The organism is Nocardioides marinquilinus (genome assembly GCF_039543705.1).
Lineage (GTDB): Bacteria > Actinomycetota > Actinomycetes > Propionibacteriales > Nocardioidaceae > Nocardioides > Nocardioides marinquilinus.
Genome location: NZ_BAABKG010000002.1, coordinates 572,658 through 591,373, shown reverse-complemented (window position 1 = coordinate 591,373; position 18,716 = coordinate 572,658). Strand labels below are relative to the sequence as shown.

17 protein-coding genes are annotated in these 18,716 nt (G+C 73.9%); 5 read left to right on the top strand and 12 right to left on the bottom strand.

Annotated elements, in window-relative coordinates; all coding sequences use genetic code 11:
* Positions 1-31: 31 nt before the first annotated feature.
* The 9 genes from ABEA04_RS08865 to clpS form a co-directional block, all read right to left on the bottom strand.
* Positions 32-979 carry a PLP-dependent cysteine synthase family protein gene (locus ABEA04_RS08865; RefSeq protein ID WP_345457143.1) on the bottom strand — a complete coding sequence of 316 codons (948 nt, stop codon included), beginning with the start codon at positions 977-979 and terminating at the stop codon, positions 32-34.
* Positions 980-1,437: 458 nt separating this feature from the next.
* Positions 1,438-2,217, bottom strand: coding sequence for a GTPase domain-containing protein (locus ABEA04_RS08860; RefSeq protein ID WP_345457140.1), 780 nt, complete (start codon positions 2,215-2,217; stop codon positions 1,438-1,440).
* On the bottom strand, positions 2,214-2,834 hold the full coding sequence (locus ABEA04_RS08855; RefSeq protein ID WP_345457137.1) for an NYN domain-containing protein: 621 nt from the start codon (positions 2,832-2,834) through the stop codon (positions 2,214-2,216). Before ABEA04_RS08855 ends, ABEA04_RS08860 begins: the two co-directional genes overlap by 4 nt.
* 13 nt (positions 2,835-2,847) lie before the next feature.
* Positions 2,848-3,153: a MoaD/ThiS family protein gene (locus ABEA04_RS08850; protein ID WP_345457130.1), complete on the bottom strand. Its 306-nt coding sequence runs from the start codon at positions 3,151-3,153 to the stop codon at positions 2,848-2,850.
* Positions 3,154-3,177: 24 nt separating this feature from the next.
* Positions 3,178-3,621, bottom strand: coding sequence for a M67 family metallopeptidase (locus tag ABEA04_RS08845; RefSeq protein ID WP_345457127.1), 444 nt, complete (start codon positions 3,619-3,621; stop codon positions 3,178-3,180).
* Positions 3,622-3,664: 43 nt separating this feature from the next.
* On the bottom strand, positions 3,665-4,147 hold the full coding sequence (locus ABEA04_RS08840) for a hypothetical protein (RefSeq protein ID WP_345457124.1): 483 nt from the start codon (positions 4,145-4,147) through the stop codon (positions 3,665-3,667).
* 156 nt (positions 4,148-4,303) lie between these two features.
* Positions 4,304-5,167, bottom strand: coding sequence for an HAD family acid phosphatase (locus tag ABEA04_RS08835; protein WP_345457121.1), 864 nt, complete (start codon positions 5,165-5,167; stop codon positions 4,304-4,306).
* 91 nt (positions 5,168-5,258) lie between these two features.
* Positions 5,259-5,843: a DUF2017 domain-containing protein gene (locus ABEA04_RS08830; protein ID WP_345457118.1), complete on the bottom strand. Its 585-nt coding sequence runs from the start codon at positions 5,841-5,843 to the stop codon at positions 5,259-5,261.
* 4 nt (positions 5,844-5,847) lie between these two features.
* On the bottom strand, positions 5,848-6,111 hold the full coding sequence (gene clpS, locus ABEA04_RS08825; RefSeq protein ID WP_345458263.1) for an ATP-dependent Clp protease adapter ClpS: 264 nt from the start codon (positions 6,109-6,111) through the stop codon (positions 5,848-5,850).
* A gap of 71 nt (positions 6,112-6,182) precedes the next feature.
* On the opposite strand from clpS, the gene ABEA04_RS08820 reads away from it, so the two are divergent.
* From ABEA04_RS08820 to ABEA04_RS08810, 3 genes are all read left to right on the top strand, one after another.
* The gene (locus tag ABEA04_RS08820) at positions 6,183-6,953 is read left to right on the top strand and encodes an enoyl-CoA hydratase-related protein (protein WP_345457115.1); all 771 of its coding nucleotides are present in this window, start codon (positions 6,183-6,185) and stop codon (positions 6,951-6,953) included.
* A 620-nt stretch (positions 6,954-7,573) separates the two neighbouring features.
* A complete protein-coding gene (locus ABEA04_RS08815) occupies positions 7,574-8,104 on the top strand; it encodes an ArsR/SmtB family transcription factor (RefSeq protein WP_345457111.1) in 531 nt (176 codons plus the stop codon).
* Positions 8,101-9,351 carry an MFS transporter gene (locus ABEA04_RS08810; RefSeq protein WP_345457108.1) on the top strand — a complete coding sequence of 417 codons (1,251 nt, stop codon included), beginning with the start codon at positions 8,101-8,103 and terminating at the stop codon, positions 9,349-9,351. Before ABEA04_RS08815 ends, ABEA04_RS08810 begins: the two co-directional genes overlap by 4 nt.
* On the opposite strand, the gene ABEA04_RS08805 is transcribed toward ABEA04_RS08810, so the two are convergent.
* Complete coding sequence (locus tag ABEA04_RS08805) at positions 9,311-9,844, bottom strand: DUF1697 domain-containing protein (RefSeq protein WP_345457106.1); 534 nt, start codon at positions 9,842-9,844, stop codon at positions 9,311-9,313. The genes ABEA04_RS08810 and ABEA04_RS08805 overlap by 41 nt on opposite strands.
* 80 nt (positions 9,845-9,924) lie before the next feature.
* Between ABEA04_RS08805 and ABEA04_RS08800 the strand changes: the two genes are divergently transcribed.
* Positions 9,925-10,374, top strand: a complete 450-nt coding sequence (locus ABEA04_RS08800) for a MarR family winged helix-turn-helix transcriptional regulator (protein WP_345457103.1) — start codon at positions 9,925-9,927, stop codon at positions 10,372-10,374.
* Positions 10,371-11,597, top strand: a complete 1,227-nt coding sequence (locus tag ABEA04_RS08795; RefSeq protein WP_345457101.1) for an MFS transporter — start codon at positions 10,371-10,373, stop codon at positions 11,595-11,597. Before ABEA04_RS08800 ends, ABEA04_RS08795 begins: the two co-directional genes overlap by 4 nt.
* Before the next feature lie 77 nt (positions 11,598-11,674).
* Here the strand turns inward: ABEA04_RS08795 and ABEA04_RS08790 are convergent, their stop codons facing one another.
* Positions 11,675-16,531: a lamin tail domain-containing metallophosphoesterase family protein gene (locus ABEA04_RS08790; RefSeq protein WP_345457099.1), complete on the bottom strand. Its 4,857-nt coding sequence runs from the start codon at positions 16,529-16,531 to the stop codon at positions 11,675-11,677.
* A 167-nt stretch (positions 16,532-16,698) separates the two neighbouring features.
* On the bottom strand, positions 16,699-18,600 hold the full coding sequence (locus tag ABEA04_RS08785) for a S9 family peptidase (RefSeq protein ID WP_345457097.1): 1,902 nt from the start codon (positions 18,598-18,600) through the stop codon (positions 16,699-16,701).
* Positions 18,601-18,716: the final 116 nt, after the last annotated feature.

The window sequence follows — 18,716 nt, the reverse complement described above, 5'->3', positions numbered from 1 at the left end:
TGGCCGACGTCCGGGCACGGGCCGGCGCCCCTTAGGCCCAGAGCTGACCCTCGAGGCGGTCCTCGGCCTCGTCGATCGTGCCCTCATAAGCGCCGGTCGAGAGGTACTTCCAGCCGCCGTCGCACACGATGAACGCGATGTCGGCGCGCTCACCGGCCTTGACCGCCTTGGCGGCCTGGCCGAGCGCGGCGTGCAGGATCGCGCCGGTGGAGATGCCGGCGAAGATGCCCTCGGCCTCCTGCAGCTCGCGCACCCGGCGGACGGCGTCGCGCGGACCCACCGAGAACCGGGCGTCGATGAGGTCGGCGTCGTACAGCTCGGGCACGAAGCCCTCGTCGAGGTTGCGCAGCCCGTAGACCAGCTCGCCGTAGCGCGGCTCGGCCGCGACGACCTTCACCTCGGGCCGCTCGCGGCGGAAGAACCGCGACATGCCCATGAGCGTGCCGGTGGTGCCGAGCCCGGCGACCACGTGGGTCACCGACGGCAGGTCGGCCAGGATCTCCGGGGCGGTGCCGCGCTCGTGCGCGAGCGCGTTGGCCGGGTTGCCGTACTGGTAGAGCATCACCCAGTCGGGGTGCTCCTCGGCGACCTCCTTGGCCACCCGCACCGCCTCGTTCGACCCGCCGGCCGCCGGGGAGGTGATGATCTCGGCGCCCCACATGTGCAGCAGCTGCCGCCGCTCGGACGAGGTGTTCTCGGGCATCACGCAGACCATCCGGTAGCCCTTGAGCTTGGCCGCCATCGCCAGCGAGATGCCGGTGTTGCCCGACGTCGGCTCGAGGATCGTGCAGCCCGGCCGCAGCCGGCCCTCCTTCTCGGCCTCCTCGACCATCATCAGCGCGGGTCGGTCCTTGATCGACCCGGTGGGGTTGCGGTCCTCGAGCTTGGCCCACAGCCGAACGTCGGGGCTCGGCGAGAGCCGGGGCAGCCCGACGAGCGGGGTGTTGCCGACCGAGGACAGCAGGTTGTCGTAGCGCACCCCACGAGCATGACATCCACCGATCGGTGGACCCGCGATCCCGCCGGCTGCCCGATGGCCGAGACGCCGCGCGCGACCGCATCGGCGGCGAACGGCGGGCGAGCCGCGGTCGCCGACGAGCGCGGCATCCTCGGCCGACCCTCCGGCGAACGAGGTCTCGAGGCTCGTCGCCAGAGCTCCTCGCACCTCGACCATCGTCGGGGGCCGGATGACGATGGTCGAGGTGCGAGGCCGGCCACGGCCGGGCCTGGAGACCTCCTGCCGTACACGCTGACCTGAGTCCCTTCGACGAGCTCAGGGTCCGTCCGCGGACCTCGGAAACGGAGGGCCGGCGGTCTCGAGGCTCGTCGCCAGGGCTCCTCGCACCTCGACCAGCGTCGGGGCCGGATGACGATGGTCGAGGTGCGCGGCCGGCCACGGCCGGGCCTCGAGACCTCCGGACCGGCGTCGGACGCGACTCAGACGTGGCCGGAGAGCTGGCCCATGCGGGCCTCGAGGGCGGCGAGGTAGGCGTCGCGGGTCTCGGGCGAGACGGCGTCCCCGTCGAGGTGGCTGCACGCCGGCAGGACGTCGATCGACAGCTTGGCCGCGCCGGCCAGCGCCCGCAGCTCGTCGAGGCGGTCGCCGAACGGCGTCCCGCTGCCCGGCGAGTAGGAGCGGACGACGGCGTCGACGCCGCCCGGCTCGTCGGTGTAGAGGTCGGCCTTGGTGACCACGACGATCAGCCAGGTCGGGTGCGGGCGGCGCACGGCCATGGCGGCGATGCGGTGGGCGGTGACGGTCCAGTCCTCGAGCTCGCGGGCCAGCTGCTCGGTGCGGTCGACCACGGCGGGTCCGGTGGTGCCGGCGAGGCGTCGTCCGGTGGCGTAGCCGTTGGCCACCACGTGCAGGACGCCGTCGACCGGGTCGTCGTGAAAGACCTCGTCGAGCGCACCGAGCCGGGTGGCGGCGTTCTCGCCCGGCACCACGCGGAACCGGAAGCCGCGCAGCCGCCGGTCGCGGCGCACCCGGCGCTCCATGACCGCCGAGCCCGCCTCGGGCGTGCCCTCGGGGTCGGCGCGTCCGCAGAGGTGGTCGACCAGCTCGGTCTTGCCGACGCCGGTCATGCCGGTGACGGCGACGGTCGGGAAGCGGTGCTGGAAGACGCCGGTGACGCGGTCGCGGCCGCGCACCAGGGCGTCGGGGACGGCGCGCAGCGCGCCGCGCCGGCTGAGGCGGTCGGTGGGACGCGGGGTCATCGCAGGAAGAACTCCGGGTCGAACTCGGCGAGCGGGATGATCCGCACGCGGGGCAGCTCGGCGTTGAAGGCGCGCACGTCGTACTCGAGGTCGAAGTGCTCGACCCCCTCGATCGCCAGCGTGGTGCTGGTGAACTCGCGGAAGCCGAGGACGCCGATGCGGCGCCGCTGGCCGACGGGGTCGGAGCCACCGAGGCCTTCGAGGCCCTCGACGTCCTCGTGCTCGCGCGCCTCGGTCTCGAGCAGCGCGGCGAGGTGCTCGGCGAAGTCGGCGTCGTGGCTGCCGAGGACGACGTCGGCGTCCGGCCGGGCGCGCAGCGCCTCGAGCGTGCGCAGGATGCCGAGGTCGACGACCTTCTCGTCGGGGCGGCCCGACAGCGGGATCGGCCGGTAGTCCATGGCCAGCAGGGCCTGCACGAACCCGATCGGCAGGTTGCCGTTGCTGGCGTTGAGGAAGAACAGGCCGGTGACCGGCTGACCCCAGCGCTCCTCGACGAACGAGGTGACCCGCTCCCAGCGGGGCCGCTCCTCCGGCTGCGGACGGCGGCCGAGCACCGAGCCCCCGAGGGTGGCGTCGATGTTCTCGCCGTCGACGATGACGTAGGTGCGGCGGGTCACGCCGCCGAGTCTGTCAGGCCGGGCGGTGCGAGGGGGCGCCGCCCGCGACGGCGGGCAGCACGACGACCTGGTCGCCGTCGGAGAGCTCGGCGTCGAGACCGCCGATGAAGCGGACGTCCTCGTCGTTGACGTAGACGTTGACGAACCGGCGCAGCGCGAGGCCGCCGTCCTTGTCCTCGACCAGGCGGTCCTTGATGCCGGGGTGGTTGCCCTCGAGGTCGTCGATGAGCGCGCGCAGCGTGCCGCCGTCGCCGTCGACCGCCTTCTCGCCGTCGGTGTAGGTGCGCAGGATGGTCGGGATGCGGACCTCGATGGCCATGCTGGGTGACTCCTCTGGTGGGTTCTACTCGGTGGTGCGCGGGGGCAGGGCCGGGACGACGGTGACCTCTTCCTCGGTCACCTCGCCGTCGACGATGCGATACGACCTGAACTCCACCGGACCCTCGTTATTCCCGTGCTCGCGGGTGCTGACCAGCACGTAGTGGGCGCCCGGCTCGCTCGCCAGGCCGACGTCGGTGACGCTCGGGTAGGCCTCGGTGGCGGTGTGGGAGTGGTAGACGACCACCGGCTCCTCGTCGTTCGCCCACAGCTGCTTGTAGAGCGCGAGCAGCTCGGTGGAGTCGAACTCGTAGAACGTGGGGCTGCCGGCGGCGTTGACCATCTCGACGACGCGCTCGGGCCGGTCGCTGCCCTCGGGGCCGGCGACGATGCCACACGCCTCGTCGGGGTGGTCGCGCCTGGCGTGCGCCACGATCGCGTCGTAGGCGTCCTGCGCGATGGTGAGCACGGCTCCAGCCTAGGCAACGGCCGTCGCCGGGACGGCGCCGAGGTCAGCAGGTGAACGTGGCCTCGACCTGCACCGTGTCGCCGCCGGCGACGTCCGTGGCGGTGGCCGAGACCGTGGCGCCGCTGCCGTCGTCGGCGGCCTCGATGCCGGGGTCGTCGGTGGGGACGCCGAAGCTGCGGTCGCCGGAGGTGATGAGCGTGATCGCCTCGAAGCCGTGGCCGGGCGCGCTCGTGGTGAGCACCGTGTCGCCGTCGGCGGCCTGGTAGGTCGCGGGCGGCGCGACGTCCGACTCCGACGTGCTGACGCTCGCCTCGCCGCTCCACTCCTGCTCGACCGCACCGGTCAGGCTGACCTCCGCCTCGCAGGACTCGCCCTGCTGCAGCTGGACGCCCGACACCTCCTCGCCACCGTCGCCACCGTCGCCCCCGCCGTTGCCGCCGCTCCCGCCGTCGTCCGACCCGCACGCCGTCAGGGCCAGGCAGGTGGCGAGGGTGGCGAGGACAGCGGCGGGGCGCGTGAGGGTCATGGCCGCACCCTCCCGGCCCACCGTTCGGGAACGGTGTCGGAATCCTGTGCGTGGTCGACCGCCTCGCCCGGTTGGGGTCCGCCCCGACGACGGTCGAGGTGCGAGGAGCCCTGGCGACGAGCCTCGAGACCACCGGCGCTGCGCGGCCGGGCCGGGTCAGGGCAGGTAGTACATCGGGTTCGGCACCTTGAACGCGCGGCCGACGGTGCCGCCCTCGAGGTCGCTGTACTGGTCGCCGACGGTGGCGACGACGCGGTAGCCGAGCCTCTCGATGTGGCGGCGGGTGCGCGACTTGTACTGCACGGTCTCGCACTCGGGCGCGCAGCCCTTCAGCCACGGGCTGCGCCGGTAGTCCTCGGTGAAGACCGAGGAGCGCCACACGCCGGTGAAGCCCTGCTCTCGCAGGTTGTCGATGGTGGCGCGCTCCTGGCTGCCGGGGCGGCCGGTCAGCCAGAACACCTTCACGCCACGCTCGCGGGCGGCGTCCACGAGGGCGGTCATGCCGGGCACGGCGGGGAAGACGCCGGCCTCGACGAAGGCGCCGTTGGTCTCGGGGTCGTAGACGTAGTCGGCCCAGATCTCGTAGTTGTAGGTGACCAGCGAGGTGTCGTCGACGTCGAGCACGATGGCCGGACGCCGCTCGCCCGCGCCGGGCCGGGCCTTGCGGCGCACGACGTCGTCGATGCGGCCGGCCAGCCGCCGGGTCTGGCGCGCGTAGGCGCCGCGCGGGTCGAAGGTGTGCAGCCGCTCGGTGCCGTCGACGGGGTCGCGGCGCTTGGTCTCGCGGTCGCCGTAGTAGGCCTCGATGGCGGTCTTGACCCGGTCGACGTTCTGGATCTGGTTCGCCCGCGTCGGCTGCGCGGGCGGGGGCGGCACGCGGTCGCCGCCCGCGGCCGGGGCGACGCGGTCGGCGCCCGACAGCGCGATCGAGGTGCCGCCGGCCCCGGCGGCGAGGCCGAGGACGAGGGCCGCGACGGCGAGCGTCGTCCGGCGGGGGCGGGTGGGGGCTGAGGTGGTCACGAGGAGACCTCCGGGACGGGGACGGCAGGACGCCTCACGCTCGCACGGGCCCCGGGGGGTCACAAGGAGGGAGATCCCTCGGGCCGCCCGCTCAGCGGCTCAGCGCGCGGACCAGCGTCTCCTGCAGGTAGCCGACCCACTCGTAGATGTGGTGGGCCTGGCCGCGGGGGTCGTCGTCGGGCAGGGCGTACCACTTCTCCTCGTCGCCGTCCTCGACGCCGAGCCGGGTGGCCAGGGCGAGGCGGACGTCGGTGAAGCTGCGCAGCCAGGTCTCGGCGGCGTCCTGGTCGAGCTCGACGTCGATGACCAGGCCCTCCTCCTCCAGGATCGGGGGCAGGCCGGCGTCCTCGAGGGTGTCGATGACCGTCGCGGCGGCGCGGGCCTTGCCGTCGCGCAGCGTGCCCTCGGTGAAGCGGCGGAACTCGCCCGACGCCTCGTCGTCGTCGCGGTAGGCGCTGGGGAACAGCCGCGCCAGCACCGGGTCGTCGGGCGCGGCGGTGGGGCCCGAGAAGTCCATGAGCGCCTCGAACGGGTCGCGGCCGTCGTCGGGCTGGGCCGACTCGTTGCGCAGCAGCTCGACGAGCTGGCCGGCCAGCGAGCGCAGCAGGTCGGCCTCGAAGCCGCTGAACGTGGCGATCACGCGGCGGCTGCGGCGGTGTCGGGTGAAACCGCTCATCTGCCTACTCCGCCTTCGACAGGGTGGCCCACAGGCCGTACTCGTGCATCGCCTGGACGTCGCGCTCCATCTCCTCGCGCGAGCCGGTGGAGACCACCGACCGGCCGTCCTCGTGCACCTCCATCATCAGCTTCTCGGCCTTCTTCTTGCCGTAGCCGAAGTACTTCTGGAAGACGTAGGTGACGTAGGACATCAGGTTGACGGGGTCGTTCCACACGATGGTGACCCACGGGGTCGCGAGCACCGTGATGTCGTCCTCGACAGGCAGCTGCTCGACCCCCGGGTCGACCTCGACCGGGCTCGCTGTCGGCACGGCGCCATGGTGGCACACTCCCCGGCGTGGCCGACCTCGACTTGCACCTGGCCGACGGCGTCCTGCGCCTGACCCTCGACCGTCCCGACGTGCTCAACGCGATGAGCGCCGAGATGGCGCTGGCCCTGGCCGAGGAGGTCGAGCGGGCGCCGTCGCGCGACGACGTGCGGGTCGTCGTCCTCACGGGTGCGGGCGGGTCGTTCTCGACCGGCGCCGACATCGGCGGGGACGAGGCGCACGAGCGGTTCGACGTGCGCTCGATGGACGTCGCCAACCGCATCGTGCGCGCCATCGTCGGCTGCGACCGCCCGGTGGTGGCCGCCGTCGAGGGCATCGCGGCGGGGGTGGCGTGCTCGGCGGCGCTGGCCTGTGACCTGGTGGTCGCGCACGAGTCCGCCGCCTTCCTGCTGCCGTTCGCGCGCATCGGGTTCATGCCGGACGGCGGCGCGACGGCCACCGTCGCGGCCGCCGTCGGCCGGGCGCGGGCGATGCGGATGGCGCTGCTGGCCGAGCCGCTGCCCGCCCCCGAGGCGCACGCGGCCGGGCTGGTGAGCCACCTCGCCGGCGCCGCGGAGTACGACGACGTCGTCGCCACGGTCGTCCGCCGCCTCGCGGCCGGGCCGCCGCTCGCCCAGGCCGCCACCAAGCGCGCGGTCAACGCCGCCACCCTCCCCCACCTGGACGCCGCCCTCGAGCGCGAGCGCACCGGCCAGACCATCCTCATGCGCACCGCCGACGTCGCCGAGGGCATGCGCGCGTTCTCCGAGAAGCGCCGCCCGGTCTTCCGCGGGGAGTGAGCCGCGGCGGTGGTCGAGGCGCCCGACGCCGGCATCGTGACCGGACGCTCGCACATACGGACCCTGAGCTTGTCGAAGGGCCCGCCACGGGACCGTTCGTGTGGTCCTCGCGAGGTCTCGACGACGGCCTCGCCCAGACGCTCGGCCTGCTCGACCACCGGTGGTCCGATGACAGCGCTCGCACACGGACCCTGAGCTTGTCGAAGGGCCCCGCCACGGCAACGTTCGTGTGGTCCTCGCGGGGTCTCGACGACGGCCTTGCGCGGACGCTCGGCCTGCTCGACCACCGGTGGTCCGATGACAGCGCTCGCACACGGACCCTGAGCTTGTCGAAGGGCCCGCCACGGGACCGTTTGTGTGGTCCTCGCGGGGTCTCGACGACGGCCTCGCGCAGACGCTCGGCCTGCTCGACCACCGGAGACTCCGGTGGTTGAGCAGCGAGGAACGAGGGTCGTCGAAACCACCGGCCCTCCACGCGAAGGTTTGCGTCGGCCTCGCGCAGACGCTCGGCCTGCTCGACCACCGGAGGGCGACGGCGGGCGCCGACCCTCCAAGAACTCTTTGACAGTCGCAGCGTCGTCGGGCGATACTCCCCAAGACTTCTTGGAGGGTGGACGCCGATGGGCACGGACGACGAGCGGGTGAGCGCGCTGCGGGCGGTGGCGCACCCGGTGCGGCTGCGGATCCTCTCGCTGCTGACCGGGACGGCGATGAGCGCGGCCGAGGTGGCGCGCGAGCTCGACCTGACCCACGCCAACGCCTCCTACCACCTGCGGGTGCTGCTGGACGCCGACGAGCTCGTGCTCGACGGCGAGGAGACGATCCGCGGCGGGGTGGCCAAGCGCTACCGCTACCCGCACGAGCGGCGCGGTCGCCACCCCCGGCCCGGGCGGACCGGTCACGGCGACCGGGTCGCCTGGGCCCGTGCCGTCGGGGTCGAGCTCGAGCGTCGCATCGGCTCGCGTCGGCCGCGCCGTCCCCAGCAGTCCAGCGACCTGGAGGGCTGGGTCGACCCCGAGACCTGGAGCCGCGCCCTCGCCCTGCTCGAGGAGGCCTCGATGCTGCTCCACGACGCCAACCGGCCGCCCCGCACCGAGGGCACGGTGCACGTCAGCCTGACCGCCGCCGCGTTCGAGATGGAGGACGCATGACCTGGCGCGAGTCGCTCGCCCCGCTGCGCGAGCGCAACTTCCGCTACTACTTCGCCTCGCGCACGGTGAACGTGGCGGGCAACTCGATGGCCTCGGTGGCGCTGGCGTTCGCCGTCCTCGAGGTCACCGACGACGACCCGGCCGCGCTCGGCTTCGTGCTCGCCGCGCACACGATCCCGATGGTCGTGCTGCTGCTGTGGGGCGGCGTCATCGCCGACCGGCTGCCGCGCACGCTCGTGCTGCAGGTCTCGAACGTGACCTCGGCGGCCAGCCAGGGCGCGATCGCGTTCCTCGTGCTCACCGGCGCCGCCGAGCTGTGGATGCTGATCGCGCTCAGCGCCGCGCACGGCGTCGTCTCGGCGGCGGGCATGCCGGCGATGGCCGGCATCATGCCGTCGCTCGTGCCGCGCGAGGAGCTGCAGCGCGCCAACGCGCTCATGTCGCTGGTGAAGTCGAGCCTGGTCATCGTCGGCCCCACCATCAGCGCCCTGCTGGTGGTCGGCGTCGGCGCCGGCTGGGCGCTCGCGGTCGACGCGTGCACGTGGCTGGTGAGCGCCGTCCTGCTCGGCTTCGTCGAGCTGCCGGCCCGCACCCGGGACGCCGGCGCGGCCAGCACGTGGGTCGAGCTGAAGGAGGGCTGGCAGTTCGTCCGGTCGACGCAGTGGCTGTGGGTCGTCGTCCTCGGCTTCGGCGTGCTGAACGCCATCCACGCCGGGCCGTGGTTCACCCTCGGCCCGCTGCACGCCAAGGACACGATCGGCGAGGAGGGCTGGGGGCTGGTGCTCTCGGCCGAGGCGGTCGGTCTGCTGGCGATGACGCTGGTGATGCTGCGCATCCCGCTGCAGCGGCCGCTGCTGTGGGGGATGCTCGGCATCTCGCTGCTCGGCGTCCCGATCCTGGTGCTGGGCGCCCACCCGACCCTGCTGCTGCTCGTGGTCGTCGCGTTCGTGGCGGGCGCGGGCACCGAGGTCTTCGGCATGGGCTGGAACCTCGCCATGCAGGAGAACGTGCCCGACGAGATGCTCTCGCGGGTCTACTCCTACGACATGCTCGGCTCGTTCGTGGCGATGCCGATCGGCCAGCTGCTCGTCGGGCCGCTCGCCCTGGCCTTCGGCTCTGGCGAGGTGCTGGTGGTCAGCGGCGTCGTCTACGTGGTGACGTGCTTCCTGGTGCTGCTCTCCCCCGCGGTGCGCCGGCTGCCGCGGGTCACGAGCACCACTTCGACACCAGCGCCCGCAGCACCGTGACGTTGCGGTTCGTCGAGACGCCGAGCACCTTCTCGACGACCGTGTTGTCGACGGCCGCCCCGCGGTAGTCGGTGTCGACGACCAGGTGGACGGCGCGTCCGCGCACCACGACGAGCACGCCCGGCTCGCTGCGGGCCTCGATCGCCGTCGCCGCGGCCGCCGTCGGCTCGTCCTTGAGCAGCGAGACGTAGTGGCGGCCGGTGTGGTCGGGGGCGAGCCCGGCGGCGTCGTCCACGACCGCGCGCAGCTCGGCCGGCGTGAGGACGATGGTCGGCACCGCGAAGCCGCGGTCGGCGAGGTAGGCCTCCTCCAGCGCCGCCTCGATGCGGGCGCGCGAGCGCATCCGGGTCTCGAGGCGCACGTTGCCGGTGTTGATGTGGGTGGCCACGCCGTCGAAGCCGGCGGCACGGGTGGCCTCCGCGATCGCGTCCTTCGGGAACTTGCGATGAGGGCCGAGGTTGATCGCGCGCAGGAAGGCCACATAGGTCGCCACGGCGGCATCCTGGCCGATCGCGACTGTGAGGTCGAGCACCCTCCCCGGCGAGATGCATAGGTTTCCTATACAGTTGGGGCGTGGACGACGAGACGCGGCTCGGCAGCGAGCTGGTCATGTACGCCTCGCGCCTGGTGCGCGCCGTGCGCCGCGAGCTCGACCTGCCGGCGGGGGTGCGCATCGTCTCGATCCTCGACGAGCACGGCCCGATGGGCATCAGCGCGCTGGCGGACGCCGACCGCAGCTCGCAGCCGACCATGTCGGCGGCGATCGGCGGCCTGGTCGCCAGCGGCTGGGTCGAGAAGCGGCGCCACCCCACCGACGCCCGCAGCAGCGTCGTCGTCCTCACCGACGCCGGTCGCGCCGAGCTGACCCGGGTGCGACGGGCCTACGGCGAGTCGGTCGCCGCCCGCGCGTCCGGTCGCCACACCCCGGCCGAGCTGGCCACCGCCGTCGCCGTGCTGCGCGACGTCCTCGAGCACCCCGAGCACCCCGAGAACCCCGACACCCAGGAAGGACCCCGCCCGTGAGCACCCGCTCCTCGTTCCTCTCCCAACCCCGTGCCGTGTGGGCCGTGGCCTTCGCGTGCGTCATCGCCTTCATGGGCATCGGGCTGGTCGACCCGATCCTGAAGGACATCGCCGCCCAGCTCGACGCCACGCCGAGCCAGGTCTCGCTGATGTTTACCAGCTACATGGCTGTCATGGGCGTGGCGATGCTGGTCACCGGCGTCGTCTCGAGCCGCATCGGGCCCAAGCGCACGCTGCTGGCCGGGCTCTCGCTCATCATCGTCTTCGCCGGCCTGGCCGGCGCCTCCGACACCGTCGGCCAGATCGTCGGGTTCCGCGCCGGCTGGGGCCTGGGCAACGCGCTGTTCATCGCCACCGCGCTCGCCACCATCGTCTCGGCGTCGGTCGGCACCACCGCGCAGGCGATCATCCTGTTCGAGGCCGCGCTCGGTCTCGGCATCGCCTCCGGACCGCTGCTCGGCGGCCTGCTGGGCGAGCAGTCGTGGCGGCTGCCGTTCTTCGGGGTCTCGGCGCTGATGGTCGTGGCCCTGGTCGCCACCACGTTCCTGCTGCCCGCCACCCCGCCGACCGGACGCCGCACCTCGCTCGCCGACCCGTTCCGCGCGCTGAAGCACCGCGCGCTGCTGGTGATCGCGGTGACCGCGGTCTTCTACAACATCGGCTTCTTCACCGTGCTCGCCGCCGGACCGTTCGCACTGCCGGACGCCGGCATCCTCGAGATCGGCTGGATCTTCTTCGGTTGGGGCCTGCTGCTGGCCTTCACCTCGGTCGTCGTCGCGCCGCTGGTGCAGCGGTGGCTGGGCACCGTGCCCGCCGTCATCGCGATGCTCGCGCTGTTCGCCGCCGACCTCGCCGTCATGGCGGTCTTCACCGACCACGCGTGGGTCGTCACCGCCGGCATCGTCGCCTCGGGCGCGTTCATCGGCGTCAACAACACGCTGATCACCGAGGCCGTGATGGGCGCGGCACCGGTGGAGCGTCCGGTGGCCTCGGCCGCCTACTCCTTCGTGCGGTTCTGCGGCGGCGCGGTCGGCCCGTTCGTGGCCCTCAAGCTGGCCGAGAACGTCGACTTCCACGCCCCGTTCGTCTTCGGCGCGGTCGCGGTGGCCGTCGGCGTCGTCGTCCTGACCGCCGGCCGCCGCGCCGTCACCGGCCACACCCCCCACTCCCCCGCCGGCACCGAGCCCGAGGCCGCCGCCGTCCTCGTCGGCGACCAGGCCTGACGCTGACCCGTCAGACATGTCTGACGGGTCAGCGTGGGATCCGGGGTGACCCGTCAGACATGTCTGACGGGTCGACCTCAGCGGACCCGGCCGGCGCTGCGGGACGTCGTCCGCGGGGCGTAGCCGGGGCGGGTGCCGGTGACGCGGACGGTCAGCCTGCCGCCGCGGTGCACCGGACGCAGCCGCAGCGTGTCGCCGTCGGCGAGCCGCACCCGGCGGCCGTCGAGGAACCAGCGCACCGTCAGGCGCACCGGGGCCGGGCCCCAGCGTCCGGTGACGACCCGCACCGTCGCGCCGACCCGCGCCTGCCCCGTGATCGTCGGACGGCGGACCACGAGCCGGCCGGGCTGCACGGTGCGCGGCGCGGACGCCGCGGTGCTGGCGGCCGAGCCCGACGTGCGGCCCGTGACCCACACCCGCAGCCGCTTGCCGGCCAGCGCCGGGGTCAGCCGCAGCCGACGTCCCTCAGCGCCCGCGACCGGCGTCCCGTTCGCCCGCCACTGGTAGGTCAGCGTCGTGCCGGCCGGCCAGCGGCCCGGCTGCGCGACGGCGGTCGAGCCGACCCGCAGCGCGCCCGTGACGCGCGGCGAGCCCGGCGTCGGGGCGGGCGCGCCCGCGACCTGCACCGTGCGCACCGGCGAGACGTCGACGCCGCCGAAGGGCCCGGTGGTCTCGACGTACCAGCCGTGCTCGCCGGCACCGACGTCCCAGGTGACGGTGCGGCTCTCGCCCGACGGCACGTCGCGCTCGACCGCGATCTCCTCCGAGGTGAGCACGTCGGCGCGGAACGAGTCGGTCGCCAGCGTCTTGGCGGCCGAGGTGAGGCCGGCGGCGGCGTAGGGGATCTCGAGCTCCTGGTGCTCCGGCGCCAGCGACGGGTCGTCGGAGTCGAAGTCGTCGAGCGAGGGCGAGTAGGTGCGCACCACGATGCGCCCGCCCTCGTTGTCGAAGTGCAGCAGCCGCAGGTAGCCCAGGCCGCCCTCGGGCAGGCCCTGGTAGTCGAACAGCATCGAGTAGACGGTGCGGTCGGCCACCCCGTCGCCGTCGTCGTCGAACTCGTCGGTGCGCGTGAACGCGTCGTGGTAGTGCCCCGACGAGACCGCGAACACGTTCGGGTTCGGGGCCACGACCTCGTCCATGATCCGCTGCGGGATCGGGCCGAGACCGCCCGTGGTGAGCATGAACTCGTGCAGGTTCACCCACACCTTGCGCTCCGGGTACTGCGCGATGACCTCGTTCATCCAGTCGATCTGCTCGTCGTCCGGACCCCAGCCCATGTAGAGCATCAGGAGGTCGACGCCGTTGGCGCTGACGAGGTCGTAGTGGCCGCGGTTGTCGAGGTGCGAGCCGCCGTACCAGGGGTTGCCGGCGAACCGCTCCTCGCCGAACCACTCGCCGTACTCGGTGTAGTCCTCCTCGGCGCCGCTCACGTCGTGATTGCCCGCCAGGACGCCGTAGGGCAGCCCGGCCTCGTCGAGCGGGCGGTAGGCCGCGTCGGCGTTCTCCCACTGGTAGCGCTCGCGGGCCACGTTGACGATGTCGCCGGTGTGGACGACGTACTGCAGGTTCAGCTCGTCGCGCTGGTCGAGCAGGAACTCGTTGATGGCGACCTGGTGCTTGTAGTAGTCCTGCGTCTCGTTGTAGTACTGCGTGTCCGACTGCCAGCCGATGGTGAAGTCGTAGTCACCGCGCGGCGTCGCGTCGGGGTGGTAGGGCGCGGGGTCGTCGTCCCGGGTTGAGCGCACCTCGCCCGCGAAGCCCTCCGAGTGCTGCACCAGCACCGTCAGCTCGCCGTCGGCGACGTGGCCGGCGGTCGGCACCGTCGCCTCGAGGGTGAAGGCGCCGTCGTCGGTGGTCACGCGGCGCGCGACCTCCTCCCACTCGCCCGAGGCGGCGTCCTGCACGTGCAGCAGCACCTTCGCGCCGGCGTTGGCCGAGCCGCTCCAGCGCACCCGCGCGGTGGCGCCGGCGCCCGTGGCCGAGTCGGGCACCGCGACCGTGAACAGCTGGTAGGGCAGCGCGGTGTCGGACGACACCTCGTGGACGACGCCGTCGGCGTCGGCGACCGCGGCGAGGTCGTCGCCGGCGAGCGCCGTCCGCCCCTCGCGGGCGGTGTCGGCTGCGTCGCCGGTGGTGCCCTCGTAGGTCGTGACCTCGGCGTCGGCCGGGTCGAAGGTGTGGCCGCGGCGAAACGCCATCGTGACCGCGTCGCCCTCGGGCGTCTCGGCGGTGGCGGTGAGCCGGACGGCGCCGGTGGTGGCGGTGCCGCCGTCGGCCGGTGAGTCGAGGGTGGTGGTGGGCTGCTCGTCGGCCGTGGTGAAGACGACGGTGCGCGAGGTCGCGTTGCCCACCCGGTCGCGCGCGGTGACGACCAGCGTGTGCTCGCCCGGCGCCAGCTCGACCGAGCGGACGACGTGCGGCAGCTCGACCGACTCGCCGTCGAGGGTGGCGGCGACGGCGTCCGCGGCGACCCCGGAGCCCGCGTCGGTGACGGCGGCGTCGAGGGTCACCTCGCCGCGGTAGCGACGTCCGTCCTCGACGGTCGGCGCGACCTCGGGCGCGGTGTTGTCGACCACCACCGTGCGGGTCGCCGACAGGTCGCCTGCGGTGGCGGTGACGACGTGCTCGCCGTCGGCGACCGCGGTGGTGTCCCAGGCGTGGGCGAGGGAGTCGAAGGCGTCGTCGGGCACGTCGAAGGTGGCGGTGAAGTAGACCTGCGTGGCGTCGGTGAGGCCGATGCGCACGCTCGGGTCGGCCGGGCACGGGCGCACCGTCTCGGCCTGGCCCTCACCGGCGCCGGCGCAGCTCGTCGGACGCAGCACGCGGCCGTCGGGCAGCGCGAGCCGCAGGTTCATGGCCGAGAAGTCGTCGTTGTTCTCGTTCGGGTCGGGCTGCGGCCACGCCTTCGTGCCGGCGTAGATGCCGACCGTCACCGGCTCGCCGCGCACGACCCGCTCGACCGGCACGGTGGCGGTCACGGTCTCGATGCGCTCGTAGAAGCCCTCGTCGAAGACGGTGAGGACGTCGTCGCCCATGCGGACGCCGTTGCGGAAGAAGGCGTCGGTGTTGGTGGCCTCGAAGGCGAAGACCGGGCCGGCCTCCAGCGCGGGGACGACGGGCTCGACCGGCTCGCCGTCGACGGCCAGCTCGAGCGCCGCGGGGTCGCCGTCCGTGGTGGCGGCCAGCCGGGTCTCACCGCCGACGAACGCGCCCTCCTCGAGGTTGAGACGCACCGGTGACGGCTCGCCGTCGACCAGGTCGACGCGCACCGGGCCGAGCGTCGTCTCGTTGCGGCCGTCGGAGGCGCGCACCGTGTACTCGACCCAGCGCTTGCCGTAGAGGTCGACCTCGGGGACGGCGTAGGTGTAGCGGTCGGGGGCGTCGAAGCGCAGGTAGCGGCCGGCCGGCGCGTCGACGTCGGTCTCGATCGTCAGCTCGACGGTGCGCACGAGGTGGTCGTCGGTGACCTCGAGGTCGACGGCGAGGCCGTCGGTGTCGGGCGCGTCGGTCGAGCCGGTGAGGTCGGTGACCTGCGGGCCGGTCGTGTCGTCGGGGGTGGCGACGAGACCGGCCGGTACCTGCGCGGGGTCGGCGTAGCCCGGCGTGGCGACGTCCGGGCCGAGCTTGGTCTGCTTGGTGCCCGACTCCCAGCGGTACTGCAGCGGCTGGTCGGCGACGGTGTCGGCGTCGTCGAGGTAGTAGGCGCGGCTGACGTCGTGGCCGGTGTTGGTGGCGACCTGGATGCCGCGCAGGCCGCCGTTCGACATGCCACCGGAGGCGATCTCGACCAGGTCGACGCCGGCGGTCAGCCGGGCGCCGAAGTGGGCGTTGAAGTCGGCCGCGCTGAGGGCGCCGTTCTGGCCGTTCTTGATCCAGAGCACGAGGGTGCGGCCCGGCTCGATCACCGGGTCGGCCGGCACGGCCGGCCACAGCGTGCTGCTCAGGGTCGTCTCGTTCGCGTCGGTGTAGAGGTAGCTGACGGCGAAGTCGTCGAAGTCCACCGGCTCGTCGGAGGCGTTGTAGACCTCGATGAACTCGTAGGCGTCGGCGCCGCCGACGTTGGCGGTGTCGGGCGCGACCTCGGTGACCTGCAGCACGGGGGCGTCGAGGTCGGGGTCGTTCGCGGGGGCCGGGCCCTGCTCGGGGACGCTCGGGCCCTCCGGCTCCTCCGGCTCCTCGGTGGTCGGCGGCACGGACTGCTCGGGCGTCACCGCGCCGGGCGTCGGCGCCTGCGCGCGGCCGAGGACGGCGAGCTCGGTGCTGCCCGCGACCCCGGCCGGCCGGTAGGTGACGGTCTGGTCGGTGGCGACGTCGTCGGCGACCCACGTGGCGCGCGACAGCTCGACGCCGGCGCGGGTCAGCCACATCGACGTCCCGCCGTTGGCGAGGCCGTCCTGACCGGTGAGGGTGACCAGCGTGTAGTCGCCGGTGACGCCGAGCGCCTCGTAGTGCGCGCGGAACTGCGCCTCGGTCAGGGCGGCGGCGGTGCCGTCGCGGTAGCGGCTGTTCTTGGCCCAGAGCACGACGGTGCCGCCGGCGGGGACGACCGTGCCGTCGGGGTAGGTCAGCGTCTTCGGCGTGGTGCCGCTGAGGTAGACGACGTCGACGTCCGCGGCGGCGAGGTCGATCGCGGCGCCGGTGGTGTTGTGCACCTCGACGAACTCCCACGCGTCGAGCGAGGCGCCGTCGGAGGCGGGGGCGTTGGCGGAGTTGACGTTGATCTCGGTGATGAGCAGGTCGGGCGCCGGTGCGGCGGCCGCGGCGGGCGGACCGGTGACGACGGCGAGGCCGCCGACGGCCAGGGCCGCCCCGGCGACGAGGCCGAGCTGCCGGCGGAGCGCGCGACGCAGGGCGCGGCGCGGGCGGGAGGGGGAGGGAGCGAGGGGACGGGAGGGATCGGAGCGGGGAGCGCTCGAGCGCATGGAGATGGCCACCTTCTGGCTTCTGGTCGGGTCGAGCCGGACCCTCGCAACCCCTCGGTGGCCTTCGGTTGCCGTCACGTGGACGGTGGGTGTCGGGCACGCGTCCATCCCGCTGACCCGTCGCTTATAAGCGACGGGTCGACGTCCGGGCGGCTGACCCGTCGCTCATGCGCGACGGGTCAGCGGACGTGGCGGTCGAACCAGGTGAGGACGCGGCGCTGGAGGTCGACCTGGTGGGCGCGCTCGCGGACGCCGTGGGGCTCGCGCGGGTAGGTGACCAGCTCGAGGGGGGCGTCCTGACCGGCGAGGGCGCGGCGGAACGCCTCGGCCTGGCTGTGGGGCACGCGGGCGTCGTCCGCGCCGTGCAGCACGAGCAGCGGCGTCCTGCGCTTCGCGGCGTAGGAGATCGGCGAGCCGAGGGCGGCGTGGTGCGGGCCGGGGCCGTCCCACGGGCGGCTGCCGCCGAGGGCCGACTCGAAGACCTCGAGGTCGCTGGTGGCCGACATCATCGACCAGTCGCTGACGCCCGCGCCCATGACGCCGACCTTGAACCGGTCGGTCGCGGTGACGGCCCACGCGGTGAGGAAGCCGCCCTGGCTCCAGCCGCCGATGCCGAGCCGGTCGGGGTCGGCGACGCCCGCGGCGACGGCGGCGTCGACGGTGGCCATCACGTCGTCCCACTCGACGGTGCCCATGGTGCCGCGGGCGGCGGTGGCGAAGTCGTGTCCGCGGCCGAGCCCGCCGCGGTAGTTGGGCATCACGACGGCGTAGCCGTGCTGGGCCAGCAGCTGCGCCCAGCGCAGCGGGTGGGTGTTCGAGGTGAGCCCGGTGCGGCCGTAGGGGCCCCCGTGCACGATGACGGCCGTCGGCCACGGCCCCGGGCCCGTCGCGCCGGCTGGACGCAGGACGACGCCGTCGAGCCGGGTGCCGTCGGGCGCCTCGCAGACCAGCGGCTCCGGGTCGGCCACCCGGACGTCGTCCACCCGGTGGTGCGCGGAGACGCAGCGCAGGCCGTCGAGCGGTCCGGGACGGCCGACGAGCACCCGGGCGGTGAGGTGGTTGTCCTCGACGACGACCGCGAGCAGCGGCCCGTCGGGGGTGTCGACGACCGTGGCGGCGTCGAGGTCGCCGGCGACGTCGAGCACGGTCGTGCGGTCGAGGGTCTCGAGGCGGGTGTCGAGGCCGTCGGCGACGACCAGCAGCGGGTCGACGCCGGGGGTGGCGTCGACGAGGCCGACGGTGCAGCGCGACTCGTCGCGACCGGTACCGACCACGTGCGGCTCACCGCCGTCGGGCGAGACCGCCCACACGGTGGCACCGGCCTGGGGCAGCGGGTCGTGGTGGCCGTTGAACGCGACCTCGCCGGACGACGTCCACGCCGGCGAGCCGGCGGCCGGGGCGTCGCACAGCCGGACGCCGTCGCCCGCGCCGAGGGTGAACAGCCACAGCTGCCGCCGCCACCAGTGCTCGGCCAGCGGACCGGGCGCCCCGACGAGGGCGAGGCGGGTGCCGTCGGGCGAGAAGGCCAGCGCGCTGAGGTGGACGTCGGGCGCCCACAGCCGCCGCGGCTCGCCCGGCTCGCCGTCGGGGGCGACGTTCACGGTCCAGAGCCGGGCCAGGCGCCAGCGCTCGCCCCACACGTCGGCGTCGTCGCGGTCCTTCTCGCGCCGCTCGTCGTCGGCGGTGGGCTCGTCGGCGGCCAGGAAGGCGATCGAGCGGCCGTCGGGCGCCCAGGCGAAGGCGTCGACCGAGGCCCTCCGCTCGACCAGCGGCCACGACTCGCCGCCGGCGACGTCGATCAGCCGCAGCCCGGCGGTGCCGAGCTCGGCGCGGTCGGAGAGGAACGCCAGGTGCCGGCCGTCGGGTGACCAGCGGGGCGAGGAGTCGTCGGAGCCGCGGGTCCAGCGGCGTCCGGGCGCCTCACCGTCGACGTCGGCGACCCACAGGCTCGACTCGCGGTGCTCGCCGGCCTGCCCGAACGGCGCCGCCGTCCACACCACCCGCCGCCCGTCGGGCGAGAGGCGGGGGTCGGCGGGCGACCACAGCGAGCTGATGGCCTCGGGCGACAGCGGCGTCGACATCCCCCGACCCTGCCACGGACGACGGCCCGGGCGGGCCGGTCGGCCTCGGCGGGCCGGTGGTCTCGAGGCTCGTCGCCAGGGCTCCTCGCACCTCGACCATCGTCAGGCCGGGCCCC